General features: G+C 56.1%; 11 protein-coding genes. 10 read left to right on the top strand and 1 reads right to left on the bottom strand.

The window, feature by feature from the left end:
• Positions 1-12 precede the first annotated feature (12 nt).
• From CSC3H3_RS21760 to iolG, 10 genes are all read left to right on the top strand, one after another.
• Positions 13-837 (top strand): MurR/RpiR family transcriptional regulator, encoded by an 825-nt coding sequence (locus CSC3H3_RS21760; protein WP_101268781.1) that lies wholly within the window; start codon positions 13-15, stop codon positions 835-837.
• A gap of 209 nt (positions 838-1,046) precedes the next feature.
• Positions 1,047-1,997, top strand: a complete 951-nt coding sequence (locus tag CSC3H3_RS21755) for a sugar ABC transporter substrate-binding protein (RefSeq protein WP_101286869.1) — start codon at positions 1,047-1,049, stop codon at positions 1,995-1,997.
• A 78-nt stretch (positions 1,998-2,075) separates the two neighbouring features.
• Positions 2,076-3,173, top strand: coding sequence for an ABC transporter permease (locus CSC3H3_RS21750; RefSeq protein WP_101286514.1), 1,098 nt, complete (start codon positions 2,076-2,078; stop codon positions 3,171-3,173).
• Positions 3,173-3,952: an ATP-binding cassette domain-containing protein gene (locus CSC3H3_RS21745; RefSeq protein ID WP_101286513.1), complete on the top strand. Its 780-nt coding sequence runs from the start codon at positions 3,173-3,175 to the stop codon at positions 3,950-3,952. Before CSC3H3_RS21750 ends, CSC3H3_RS21745 begins: the two co-directional genes overlap by 1 nt.
• Entirely contained in the window at positions 3,952-5,862 is a 1,911-nt protein-coding gene (locus CSC3H3_RS21740; protein ID WP_101286512.1) for a bifunctional 5-dehydro-2-deoxygluconokinase/5-dehydro-2-deoxyphosphogluconate aldolase, read from the top strand. Before CSC3H3_RS21745 ends, CSC3H3_RS21740 begins: the two co-directional genes overlap by 1 nt.
• On the top strand, positions 5,859-7,688 hold the full coding sequence (iolD, locus tag CSC3H3_RS21735; protein WP_101286511.1) for a 3D-(3,5/4)-trihydroxycyclohexane-1,2-dione acylhydrolase (decyclizing): 1,830 nt from the start codon (positions 5,859-5,861) through the stop codon (positions 7,686-7,688). The genes CSC3H3_RS21740 and iolD overlap by 4 nt, the downstream gene beginning before the upstream one ends.
• Positions 7,689-7,694: 6 nt before the next feature.
• Positions 7,695-8,600, top strand: a complete 906-nt coding sequence (gene iolE / locus CSC3H3_RS21730) for a myo-inosose-2 dehydratase (RefSeq protein WP_101286510.1) — start codon at positions 7,695-7,697, stop codon at positions 8,598-8,600.
• Complete coding sequence (iolB, locus tag CSC3H3_RS21725) at positions 8,600-9,403, top strand: 5-deoxy-glucuronate isomerase (RefSeq protein WP_101286509.1); 804 nt, start codon at positions 8,600-8,602, stop codon at positions 9,401-9,403. Before iolE ends, iolB begins: the two co-directional genes overlap by 1 nt.
• A gap of 44 nt (positions 9,404-9,447) precedes the next feature.
• A complete protein-coding gene (locus tag CSC3H3_RS21720) occupies positions 9,448-10,950 on the top strand; it encodes a CoA-acylating methylmalonate-semialdehyde dehydrogenase (RefSeq protein WP_101286508.1) in 1,503 nt (500 codons plus the stop codon).
• Positions 10,951-10,961: 11 nt separating this feature from the next.
• A complete protein-coding gene (iolG, locus tag CSC3H3_RS21715) occupies positions 10,962-11,954 on the top strand; it encodes an inositol 2-dehydrogenase (protein WP_101286507.1) in 993 nt (330 codons plus the stop codon).
• A 102-nt stretch (positions 11,955-12,056) separates the two neighbouring features.
• On the opposite strand, the gene CSC3H3_RS21710 is transcribed toward iolG, so the two are convergent.
• Positions 12,057-13,850: a ShlB/FhaC/HecB family hemolysin secretion/activation protein gene (locus CSC3H3_RS21710; protein WP_133125842.1), complete on the bottom strand. Its 1,794-nt coding sequence runs from the start codon at positions 13,848-13,850 to the stop codon at positions 12,057-12,059.
• Positions 13,851-13,925 lie beyond the last annotated feature (75 nt).

Here is a 13,925-nt window from a genome sequence, read left to right as displayed (position 1 = left end):
AAAAGGCACCGCATGAGCGACCAAACCGCGCCCGTATCCCTGGAAGAATTCAACCACCGCCTGCTTGATATTTCCGAATCCATGCCAAAACGGCTGCGCCAATGCGCCGATTACGTCGCACAGAATACCGACCGCATTGCCGTTTCAACGGTGGCGGAACTTTCGGCGGCAGCGGGTGTGCAGCCCTCGGCTTTCATGCGGTTTTGCCAGTTGATGGGTTTTTCCGGCTTTAGCGAAATGCAGAAAATGTTTCGCGAAACCTATGCCCTTAAATGGCCTGACTACGCCACCCGGCTGGATAACCTGAAAGCATCGGGCGCAGACAGCCCCAGCGCCCTTCTGGCGGAATTTGTCGAGGCCGGGCGTATTTCACTGGAAAATCTGGCGTCATCGATTGACCCGCAAACGCTGGAACGCGCGGTTGATATTCTCGCCCACGCGCCGATGATCCATATTATCGGCCTCAGGCGAGCGTTTCCGGTGGCGTCCTACCTGTCCTATGCGCTGGAAAAAATGGATATTCCCGCCGTCTTCCATGACGGTGTGGGCAAGCTGAACCACCGTTATGCCATTCGCAAAGGCGACGTTTTGATCGCCATTACCTTTGCCCCCTATTCCCAGGAAACCGTGGAACTGGCCCAATATGCCCACGGACTCGGCAATGAGGTGGTGGCAATAACCGACACCCTGACCAGCCCGCTACAGAAACTGCGCGCCCTGACCCTGCATGTCAGCGAGGTGGATGTGGGGGCGTTCCGTGCCCTGTCTGCCACCCTGTCACTGGCGATTTCCCTTGCTGTTGCCATTGGCGCGCGCCGCGACAAAACAACAAAATAGAAAATTTTGTTGCATTTCATTTTTTATGGAATAAAAATTCCATCCACAACATGAAGGGAAAGTTTACGGCTTTCCCTTTTTGCCAAGCGGTCCGCCGCAACAAGAAACCGTTACGCAAAATGCCGAGACAACGGCAAGGAACCATCACACCGATCCTACAACGGTGTTCCGAGAAAAAGCCGAATAGGGAGGCTAAGACCAAGATGAAGATGAAAAAGACACTGACCGCCATTGCGGCCGCCACCGTGGCATTTGCCGGGCTGGCAACGGCATCAACCTCCGCACAGGCCGAGGGCGAAAATTTTGTCCTGATCAGCCATGCACCGGATTCCGATAGCTGGTGGAACGTGATCAAGAATGCCATCAAGGTTGCTGGCGACCAGATGGATGTGAATGTTGAATATCGTAACCCGCCGACCGGCGACCTTGCCGATATGGCCCGTATCGTCCAGCAGACGGCCGCTTCCAACCCCGATGGCATCATTGTCACCATTGCCGACTTCAACGTGCTGAAAGGCCCGATCGAAGACGCGGTTGCCAAGGGTATTCCGGTTATCACCATCAATTCCGGTACGGTTGACCAGTCCCATGAACTGGGCGCGCTGATGCATGTTGGCCAGCCCGAATATGATGCCGGTTTTGGCGCGGGCAAACGCATGGCGGCACAGGGTGTCAAATCCTTCCTGTGTGTGAACCACTACATCACCAACCCGGCATCGGTTGAACGTTGCCGTGGCTTTGCCGATGCAATCGGCACCGATCTGGGCGACCAGATGATCGATACCGGCCTTGATCCGTCGGAAGTGAAAAACAAGGTTTCGGCCTATCTGAATGCCCATCAGGATGTTGGCGCGGTTCTGGCACTTGGCCCGAACTCGGCTGAACCGACCCTGGATGCCCTGCGTGAACTGGGCCTGAACGGTGCCGTTCCGTTTGGCACCTTTGACCTGTCGGCCAAAATTGCCGATGGCATCAAGAAAGGCGATATCAGCTTTGCGATTGACCAGCAGCCCTACCTGCAGGGTTACCTGCCGGTCGTGATCCTGACGAACTATGTTCGTTATGGCGTTCTGCCGTCCGGCGATATCAATTCAGGCCCTGGTTTCATCACCAAGGACAATATCAGCCTGGTTGAAAAATACGCGGGCGAATACCGCTAATCTTTCCTATCCTCCCGTCAGGGGGCTGCGTAACGCGCCCCCTGGCAACTCTCCCTTCTGAAATTCAAGAGTAATGCCATGACGGACGAGCGATTAAAGCAAGTCTCAAGCCTTCGTCGTGCCATGATCCGGCCCGAACTGGGCGCGATTTGCGGTGCAATTCTGGTTTTTGTGTTCTTTTTGATGATTGCGGGCGACAGCGGCATGTTCGCGCCCGAAGGCATAAAGAACTGGACTGTCGTTTCGGCACAGTTTGCAATTATTGCAGTGGGTGCCTGTCTTTTGATGATTGCCGGCGAATTTGACCTTTCGGTCGGTTCCATGATCGGTTTTTCCGGCGTCGTCATTGCCATTCTTTCCGTTCATATGGGCTGGCCGGTATGGGCCGCCATCATTGCAGCCTTTGTCATTGCCATGGCAATTGGCGCATTGAACGGGTTCCTGGTGATCAAGACCGGCCTTCCCAGTTTTATTGTCACCCTGGCATTTCTTTATATTCTGCGTGGCCTGACGATCTGGCTGTCAATTACCACCACCCGCCAGACCATTATTGGCGGTGTGAAAGAAGCCGCCGTAGGCGACCCGCTGGCCTTTCTGTTTGGCGGCGTAATTTTCAAGGACCTGTTCAAATGGTTTGGCGATATGGGCTGGGTGGGAACATTCACCCGTGGCACCCGTGCCGGTCAGCCGATTGTTGAAGGGATTCCGATGCTGGTGGTGTGGGCGATTGTATTGGTGATTTTTGCCCATTTCGTTCTGACACGCACCCGTTTTGGCAACTGGATTTTCGCATCAGGCGGCGATGCCAAGGCCGCACGTTATGTTGGCGTGCCCGTCGACCGTGTGAAGATCATGATGTTCATGTTTACCGCCTTTTGCGCCACCGTATTTGCTACCTGCCAGGTGATGGAATTTGGATCAGCCGCAGCAGACCGTGGCCTTCTCAAGGAATTTGAAGCCATCATCTGTGTTGTGATTGGTGGTGCCCTTCTGACCGGTGGATACGGGTCGGTTGTAGGTGCCGCCCTTGGCGCGCTGATTTTTGGTGTCGTGCAGCAGGGCCTGTTTTTCGCCGGGGCTGAAAGCTCGCTGTTCCGTGTGTTCCTGGGGACGATCCTGATCCTTGCCGTGATCATGAACACCTATATCCGCCGCATGATTACAGGAGAACGGTGATGGCCACCCCGCTGATTGAAATGGACAATATCGAAAAGCATTTTGGCCCCGTGATTGCGCTGGGGGGTGTTTCCTTCGATGTTTATGCCGGTGAATGCCACTGCCTGCTGGGCGATAATGGTGCAGGCAAATCGACCTTCATCAAAACCATGTCTGGCGTGCATAAACCAACCGGTGGCGTTATTCGCGTCAATGGCAAGGAAATCACCTTTACCACCCCGCGTGATGCCATGTCGGCCGGTATTGCCACAGTTTACCAGGATCTGGCGATGATCCCGCTGATGTCGGTAACCCGCAATTTCTGGATGGGCCGCGAACCGCGCAAGGGCTTTGGCCCGTTCAAATGGATCGATTTCAAAACCGCCAATCGCATCACCTTTGAAGAAATGCACCGCATGGGCATCAATCTGCGCGAGGCAGACCAGGCCGTTGGCACCCTTTCCGGCGGTGAACGGCAAAGTGTTGCCATTGCCCGGGCGGTTCATTTTGGCGCAAAGGTCCTGATCCTGGACGAACCGACATCGGCCCTTGGCGTGCGGCAAACATCCAACGTTCTCGCCACCATTGACCGCGTGCGCAAGGCAGGCATTGGCGTGGTGTTTATTACCCACAATGTGCGCCATGCCATGGCCGTGGGTGACCGTTTCACCGTGCTGAACCGCGGACAAACGCATGGCACCGCCAAGCGCGGCGAAATCCAACCCGAAGAATTGCAGGACCTGATGGCCGGCGGGCAGGAGCTTGCCGAACTTGAAGGATCGCTGGGAGGAACCATCTGATGACCCTGGATGTCATTACCATCGGCCGTTCATCGGTCGACCTGTACGGAGCCCAGATTGGCGGCCGCCTGGAGGACATGGCATCCTTCAACAAATATATTGGCGGGTCCCCCACCAATATGGCGTGCGGCACGGCAAGGCTTGGTCTGAAATCGGCCCTGATCACGCGGGTTGGCGACGAACATATGGGCCGTTTCATCCGTGAACAGCTTGTTGCCGAAGGGGTTGATGTGCGCGGGGTCGTTACCGACCCCGAACGCCTGACCGCCCTTGTCCTGCTGGGCATTCGCGACCAGGAACAGTTTCCGCTGATTTTTTACCGCGAAAACTGTGCCGACATGGCACTGTGCGAGGATGATATCGACCCTGATTTCATCGCGCAAAGCCGCTGTGTTACTGTAACAGGCACCCATCTTTCACATCCGCGCACCCGTGCGGCCGTTCTCAAGGCACTTGATCTGGCACGCCAGAACGGGGCCAAAACCGCCCTTGATATCGATTATCGCCCCAACCTGTGGGGGCTTTCAGGGCATGGGGATGGTGAAAACCGTTTTATTGCTTCGGAAAAGGTCACGGCGGAATTGCAGGCAACCCTGCATCTGTTTGACCTGATTGTTGGCACCGAGGAAGAATTCCATATTGCCGGGGGCACGACCGATACGCTGGCCGCCCTGCGCAATGTGCGCGCCATTTCATCAGCCACACTGGTCTGCAAACGTGGCCCGATGGGGGCGGCGGCCTTTGATGGCGACATTGGCGATAGCCTGGATGACGGCATTTCCGGCCCCGGTTTCCCGGTTGAGGTTTTTAATGTACTGGGCGCTGGCGACGGGTTTATGTCGGGCCTGCTGAAAGGCTGGTTAAGTGGTGAAAACTGGGAAACCAGCCTTAAATATGCCAATGCCTGCGGGGCCTTTGCCGTTTCGCGCCATGGCTGCACCCCGGCCTATCCAAGCTGGGAAGAATTACAGTTTTTCTTTAAGCGCGGCATGAAAACCCCGGCGCTCCGCCATGATGCGGAGCTTGAACAGGTGCATTGGGCCACCAACCGCACCGGTGACTGGCCGGAAATGCGCGTTTTCGCCTTTGACCACCGCATGCAGCTGGAAGACCTGGCCGATGAAGTTGGCGTACCGCATGACAAAATCGGCCCGTTTAAAAAGCTGTGCCTGAATGCGGTTGAACAGGTTGCCGATGGCAGGCCGGGTTATGGCCTGTTATGTGACGGGCGTTTGGGCCGGGATGCGCTTTATGCCGCCGCGGGCCAGGGCCTTTGGATTGGCCGGCCGGTGGAACTGCCGGGTTCGCGCCCGCTTCAACTGGAAATCGGCCCGGATCTGGGCAGCAAACTGGCCGAATGGCCGGTTGAAAACGTGATCAAGGTTCTGTGTTTTTATCATCCCGATGATGACGCCGCGATGAAGGCCCAGCAGGAAGAAACCATCCTGCGGTTATTTGATGCCGGGCGGGCCAATCGCCTTGAATTTTTGCTCGAAATCATTCCATCAAAAGTTGCACCATGCGATGATGAAACGACGGCAAAGATCATTCAGCGGTTTTACGACATTGGCGTTTATCCCGACTGGTGGAAACTCGAACCAATGAAAAGCGATGCCGCATGGCGCCATGCCTGCGACACGATTGCAAAGAATGATCCCCATTGCCGGGGCGTGGTGGTTCTGGGCCTTGAAGCGCCAAGCGAAGAACTTGCCGCCAGCTTTGAGGCCGCAGCACGCCATGAACTGGTTCGTGGCTTTGCCGTGGGGCGCACCATTTTTGCCGGTACAGCCCGTGAATGGCTGACCGGGGATATCGACGATCAAACCGCCATCACACAAATGGCGGACAAATACCGTGCCCTTTGCCTTTCGTGGGACCAGGCACGTAAAAATATCGGAGGAACGGCGTGAACACCATTCGTTTGACTGCCGCCCAGGCAATGGTGCGGTATTTAAGTGTGCAATATAACGCCGATAACGTGCCGTTTTTCGGCGGGTGCTGGGCCATTTTTGGCCATGGCAATGTCGCAGGGCTGGGCGAAGCCCTGCACGGTATTGGCGATGCATTGCCCACATGGCGCGGCCACAATGAACAGGGCATGGCGCATGCCGCCATTGCCTATGCCAAGGCATCAAACCGCAAACGTGCCATGGCTGTGACCACATCGATCGGCCCGGGTGCGACAAACATGGTAACGGCTGCCGCCCTTGCCCATGTCAACCGCCTGCCTTTGCTGCTGATCCCCGGTGATGTTTTTGCCAACCGCGCACCAGACCCGGTTTTGCAGCAGATCGAAGATTTTGGCGATGCCACCATCAGCGCCAATGACTGCTTTAAGCCCGTCAGCCGTTATTTCGACCGTATTGCTCGGCCCGAACATTTGTTAACCGCCCTGCCGCGCGCCATGGCAACCCTGACCGACCCGGCCGATTGCGGCCCCGTCACCCTGGCCTTTTGCCAGGATGTACAGGCCGAAGCCTATGACTGGCCGGAAAGCTTTTTTGCCCCCAAAACATGGAAGCCGCGCCGCCCGCGCCCCGATCAGGACGAACTGGCCGCTGCGGTTGAAGCCATCAAACAGGCGAAAAACCCGGTCATTATCGCCGGGGGTGGCGTGCATTATGCCGATGCCTGCGCAACACTGCGCGATTTTGCCCATAAACACGGCATTGGGGTTGGCGAAACCCAGGCAGGCAAATCGGCCCTGCCGTGGGATGATGCGTTAAACCTGGGTTCCATCGGTGTCACCGGCGCCAGCAGTGCCAATGCCGTTGCCGAAAATGCCGATTTGATCATTGCGATTGGCACCCGCCTGCAGGATTTCACCACCGGTAGCTGGGCACTGTTTAAACACCCCGACCGGCGCATTCTGGGCATCAACATTGCCGCCTTTGATGGCAACAAACACAATGCCCTGCCGCTTATTGGCGATGCCAAAGTCATTTTGAACGACCTTTCCGATGCATTGGGCGATCATTGCTTTGAACAGCCCGATAGCGCACTGAAACGTGACTGGATTGCCGCACTTGATGCCGTTACCGCCACCCCCACCGGCAATGCCCTGCCCACCGATGCCCAGGTGATTGGCGCGGTACAGCGCAGCCTGGATGAAAACGGCATTGTGGTGTGTGCCGCAGGCGGCCTGCCCGGCGAGCTTCACAAGCTTTGGAAAACGGCAAAACCCAATGGCTACCATGTTGAATATGGCTATAGCTGCATGGGCTATGAAATTGCCGGTGGTTTGGGTGTTAAAATGGCCCGGCCCGACCAGGACGTTGTCGTGATGGTTGGCGACGGGTCCTATATGATGATGAATTCCGAACTGGCGACCAGCGTAATGCTGGGCCACAAGATTATCACCGTTATTCTGGATAATCGCGGTTTTGGCTGCATCAACCGGCTGCAAATGGCAACCGGCGGCGAAAGCTTCAATAACCTGCTTGATACCGCCCGCCATGTTGAACCATCCGCGATTGATTTTACCGCGCACGCCGCATCAATGGGCGCAATTGCCGAAAAGGTATCGTCGATTGGCGAACTGGAAGAGGCCATTACCCGCGCGCGTGCAGCAACCAGATCCTATGCCATCGTGATTGATACAGACCCCCTGCCCTCGACCGAGGCAGGCGGGCACTGGTGGGACGTTGCCGTACCCGAAGTTTCCGTTCGCCCCAGTGTGAATGAAGCCCGCAGCAATTATCAAAACGCGCTGAAAAACCAGCGCCCCGGAGATTAAGCCACCATGATTCTTTACGGCACCAACCCCATTGCCTGGTCCAACGATGATGACCAGACCCTTGGCGCGGATATTTCCCTTGAAACCTGCCTGGCACAGGCAGGCGAGATCGGCTTTGACGGCATTGAAAAAGGCCACAAAATGCCGACCGAACCCGCTGCCCTGAAGGCTGCCCTTGAACCAAACGGCCTTAAATTTGTTTCGGGCTGGCATTCGTTAAACCTGCTGGCCCATTCGGTCGCGGACGAAAAGAAAGCCATTCAGCCGCATCTTGACCTGTTAAAGGCCATGGGCTGCAAGGTGTGCATTGTATGCGAAACATCCAATGCCATTCATGGCAATGACAATGTGGCACTGGCCGAAAGCCCGGTTTTACCGGCTGATCTTTGGGCGAAATTTGGTGCCGATGTTGAAGCCATCGCCCAATATTGCGCCGATCAGGGCATTACGCTGGTGTACCATCACCATATGGGTACCATTGTTGAAAGTGCCGATGAAATTGATGCCCTGATGGCACATACCGGCCCGGCAACACATTTGCTGCTTGATACCGGCCACGCCCTGTTTGGCGGTGCCAACCCCGAAGAAGTCGCACGCAAATATATGGACCGGGTTGGCCATATTCACTGCAAAAACGTGCGCCCTGCCGTTCGCGCACAGGTCGAAGGCGAAAAGCTTAGCTTCCTTGAAGGGGTGCGGCGCGGCGTATTTACCGTTCCGGGTGATGCCGAAGGCGAAGTTTCCTTTGAACCGGTTTTGAAAATTGCCGCCGAACATGGTTATAGCGGCTGGCTGGTAATTGAGGCCGAACAGGACCCCGCCGTTCGCAACCCGCTTGAATATCAAACCCTTGGCCTGAAATCGCTTCGTGCGATGGCCAAAACCACCGGACTGGACAAAGGAGACGCCTGATGGCCGACCTTCTACGCAAACCCAACGGAACGCATGGCAAAGTCCATGACATTACCGCCCAATCGGCCAATTGGGGCTATGTCGGTTTCGGGCTTTATCACCTGGAACCGGGTGAAACAGCATCCGAAGCCACGGACGATCGCGAAGTCATTCTGGTGCTGGTCGAAGGCAAAGCCGACATTTCGGTTGATGAGCAGAAATTCGGTGTATTGGGCGAGCGCATGAATGTGTTTGAACGCACGTCCCCCCATTGCGTTTACGCGCCAAATGACAGCACCTGGACCGCACAGGCCACCACCAAATGCACCCTTGCGGTATGCACTGCACCGGGCAAGGGCAACTATCCTGCCCGCGTTATCAAGGACGTGCAAATGGTGGAACGTGGCAAAGGTGCCAATACCCGTTACATCCACCCGATTGCGATGGAAGAAAGCGATGTTGCCGACAGCCTGCTGGTAACCGAGGTTTTCACCCCGCAGGGTAACTGGTCGTCCTATCCGCCGCACCGCCATGACGAGGATAATTACCCCGAGATGACCTATCTTGAGGAAACCTATTATCATCGTTTGAACCCGGAACAGGGGTTTGGTTTCCAGCGCGTCTTTACCGAAGACGGCGAACTGGATGAAACCATGGCCGTGCAAAGCGGCGATGTGGTGCTGGTGCCCAAAGGCCACCATCCCTGTGGATCACCCTATGGCTACGAGATGTATTACCTCAATGTCATGGCGGGGCCGATGCGCAAATGGCGTTTCCAGAACCACCCGGACCATGACTGGATTTTTCAGCGCGACAGCAAATGAACAGGAAACTGGCGCGCGAAGCCCAAAACCAAAGGATTTTACCCATGACCGAGATTGCCCATTACATCAATGGCGCACATGTTGCCGGCACCTCGGGCCGGTCGCAGGATGTTTTTAACCCGGCAACGGGCGAAGCTGAAAAAACCGTCGCCCTGGCATCAACCGCCGAAATTGACAAAGCCGTTGCCGTTGCCAAGGAAGCCTGGCAGGAATGGTCCAAAACGCCGCCGCTGCGTCGTGCGCGTATTTTGGACCGTTTTAAAATGATCCTGTGGGATCGTGCCGACCAGATGGCCGAAGCCATCAGCGCCGAACATGGCAAAACCCATGACGATGCCCTGGGCGAAGTAACCCGTGGCCTTGAAGTGGTGGAATTTGCCACGGGTGCACCGCACCTTTTGAAGGGCGAATTTACCGAAAATGTCGGCACTGGCGTAGACAGCCATTCCGTTCGCCAGCCTTTGGGTGTGGTCGCCGGTATTACGCCGTTCAACTTCCCGGCAATGGTGCCGATGTGGATGTTCCCCGTCGCCCTGGCATGCGGCAATACCTTTGTTCTTAAACCATCCGAACGCGACCCGTCCGCGTCGCTTCTGATGGCGGAATGGTTGACCGAGGCTGGCCTGCCTGCCGGTGTTTTCAACGTGGTGCAGGGGGACAAGGAAGCCGTTGACGCGCTTTTGAACAACCCCGATGTCAAAGCCATCAGCTTTGTCGGCTCCACCCCGATTGCGAAATATATTTACACAACCGGCACGGCAAACGGCAAACGGGTCCAGGCCCTGGGCGGGGCGAAAAACCACATGGTTATCATGCCCGATGCCGACCTGGATATGGCCGTTAACGCCCTGATGGGCGCGGCATTTGGCTCGGCGGGTGAACGCTGCATGGCCATTTCGGTTGCCGTCCCCGTAACCGACGCGGTTGCCGATGCACTGGTTGAAAAGCTGGTGCCGAAAATTGAAGCCCTGAAAATTGGCCCGGCATCCGACAAGGCATCGGATATGGGGCCGCTTGTCACCAAGCAGCACCTTGAAAAGGTGCGCGGCTATATTGATAGCGGCGAAGCCGAAGGTGCAAAAGTTGTGGTGGATGGTCGCACCTTCCGCCAGGACAAGCAGGGTTATGAAAACGGCTATTATATTGGTGGCACCCTGTTTGACCATGTCACGCCCGATATGAAAATTTACCGCGAGGAAATTTTTGGTCCGGCACTTTCGATGGTGCGCCGCCCCGATTACCAGTCGGCAATAGACCTTATTCACAGCCACGAATATGCCAATGGCACGGCGGTTTTCACCCGTGATGGCGATGTTGCCCGTGCCTTTAGCCAGGATATCGAGGTGGGCATGGTTGGCATTAACGTGCCGATCCCCGTGCCCATGGCATTCCATTCCTTTGGCGGGTGGAAGGCGTCCATTTTTGGCGATCACCACATGCATGGCATGGAAGGTGTTCGTTTCTTTACCCGGCTTAAAACCACCACCACCCGTTGGCCCAGCGGCCAGCGCACCGACCCTGAATTCACCATGCCGACCCTTGGTTAAGGACCATAGCCATGCTTAATATCGGACTGCTGGGTGCCGGACGTATCGGCATCACCCATGCCAAAGCTGTTCTGGGTGTTCCCAACGCAAAAATCGCCGCGGTTTACGACCCGGTGGATGCCGCGGCACAAAATGCCATCGCCCTGACCGGCGCCAAACGTGCCACGGTCGAGGAAATTATGGCCGATGCCGCCATTGATGCGGTTATCATTGCCACCCCGACTGACCTTCATGCCGACCAGATCGAACTGGCAGCAAAGGCGGGCAAGGCGATTTTCTGTGAAAAGCCGGTTGATCTGTCGGCCGAACGAGTACGCGCCTGCCTTAAAGTCGTCGAGGAAACCGGGGCGAAATTGATGGTTGGTTTCAACCGCCGTTTTGACCCCAGCTTTGCCCGTGTCCATGCCGAAATTCGCGCAGGCAATGTGGGCGATGTGGAACTGGTGCAAATCACATCACGCGACCCGGGCGCGCCGCCGGTTGATTATATCAAACGTTCCGGCGGGCTGTTTCGCGACATGATGATCCATGATTTCGACATGGCACGTTTCCTTCTGGGTGAAGAAGTCACCGAGGTTTTTGCCACCGGTGCCGTTCTGACCGACCCGGCGATCAACGAAACCGGCGATGTGGACACCGCCACGGCAACGCTGCGCACCGCCAGCGGTAAAATGGCTGTCATTACCAATTCGCGCCGGGCGACCTATGGTTATGACCAGCGGGTCGAGGTACATGGTTCCAAGGGCATGGTTCAGGCCGAAAACCACAGGGCAACATCGGTGACCATTGCCAATGGCGATGGCTATACCACCGAACCGCTGCTGGATTTCTTCATGCAGCGTTATGCCGATGCCTACCGCTTTGAACTGACAACGTTCTGCAACATGCTGGCCGGCGAAAATGTTGCCTTCCCCAGCGGGCAAGACGGGTTAAAGGCACTTGAACTGGCCGATGCCGCCGTTCAATCACTGCAAACCGGCGCGGCCGTAAAACCCGGCGCATAACCGCGCCAAACGCATCGGTTACCTCTCAAACAAAAGCCCGGCAGGATGTTCTGCCGGGCTTTTCTATTGGCTGACAGGGGCAAAACTGCCCGAAATCGCTGGTCAGAAATTCAACCGCATGCTCATCAAAAAGCTGGGTTTGCGGGCTTCGTCATTATTGGTGTTGTAATCCAGGTCCTGGAAATAGGCGGCATCAAGCGAAGCAATGCCCACAAAGTTATTCACCCGCACACCAATACCGGTGCCATTGGTGAAGTCCTCGCGGCGGTAACGGTCATTTTGCGACCCGTCACGATACCGGAATGCCCCGGCATGATCGAAAAACACATAAATGCTGGCCTGGGTGTTTTGCGGCTGGTCTTTCCAGAAGGCGGTCGGGAAATTGAAATTGTAATGCAGTTCGGTATTGATGAAATAGCCATCATCGCCCGAAAACGCACCGGGTTCATAGGCGCGCATGGTGCCGACCCCACCAACTGAAAACTGCTCTGCCGGGGGAAGGACGCGGTCCTTTGTCATTTGGCCACCGGCAGTAACCTGCGCGGTAAAAGGCCCACCCAATTGCTGATAGGCAAAGGCATCGGCGGTATATTTGCTGGTCACACGATATTCGGTTGCGGCCTGGCGAATATGTGAAAACATGCGATGGCCACGCAACCCGAATGAATAGAAACCGGTATCACCCAGATAGTCAAAATCAACGCCGATGGAATGGCGGTTGATCCAGGTTTCCGTCAGCGCCGCACCAAAGGTGGTGTAGGAAATATTGCCGTTATAGCTGTAATCAAGGTTCATCAGCCAGTGGGGTGACAGCACAAAGGGCTGCTTTAACGTTGCTGAAATCAGCTGTGTCTGGCCATACACATCGGGGTCGGCCGGGTCATCGGCGAAGGGACCATCGATGATGTGAATGCGCGTTTGCGTATATCCGACCGACAGGCGTGTATCATAGGCATTTACCGGCAGTTCATAGGATGTAAATACCGACCGCGACCCGCGTGATTCCGTTACACCCACGGTCAACGGGTCATCGATGCCAAAAACGCTGTTGGCGCGGGCGTAACCGCCGCTGCGCCGGTGCCCGGTCGAAAGCGCGCCGTAATTATCCAGAAACAGCGAATAGGCCATCCGGTCCGGTTCTTTGGCGGTCACGACAATATCGGTCTGGCCAAAATTTTCGCCCGGCTCCAGCTTGGCAGTCAGCTTGGTCTGATGCAGGCGGTTAAACCGGCTTAGCGCCTTTTCCAGCACATCCAGGCTTACCAGGTCACCCTGCTCGATATGCAGGCTGCTGGTGATGTAATCTTCGCGCATATAGTCATTCTGCTCGACCCGAACACGGCCAACGCGCCCCTCCACCAGAATAACCCGCACCTCGCCGCCTGCAATTTTCTGCGGCGGGATATAGGCGCGCGCGGTGACAAAACCCTTCTGGTGATAAAGCTCGTTAAACTCTGCCAGCATGTCGTAAAGATCCGCCAGATAAAGCGGACGGCCGACATATTTTTGCAAAACGTCGCGAATGGTCTGGTCTTCAAGGATTTCCGAACGGTTGATGTCAAAGCGCTGCACGGTGAATTTTGCACCGGTTCCGGCCTTGGGCGGGGTGAAATCCGGGCTGCCATCAACGATTTCAGGCAGTTCAAAGCCATTAAATTCGTTGATCTGTTTCTGGCGCTGTTCCTGGCGAATAACATTTTCCAGCGGGTTGCTTTGCTGTTCGCTCTGCACGCTATTTGGGGCCTGCTGGGCCGATGCCACCATCGGCGCACATATCCCCACCCCCATCATGGTGCCCGCCATCAACGCGGCCTTCATGACACGAACCACCGGGCGTACTGCCCCCTTTCCGGTCAAACCGGAAACACCCGGCACGGTACGGCTGTAAATTGCCAAAATGTCTTCCCCCAAACCCAGCGCCCCGGCGCTGTTTATGCACGTATCGTCTTTTATGGAAGTGGCGGAAAACCC

The organism is Thalassospira marina, from assembly GCF_002844375.1.
Classification (GTDB): domain Bacteria; phylum Pseudomonadota; class Alphaproteobacteria; order Rhodospirillales; family Thalassospiraceae; genus Thalassospira; species Thalassospira marina.
Note: the sequence above shows the minus strand (reverse complement) of the source record. Positions and strands in the feature narration are given on the sequence as shown.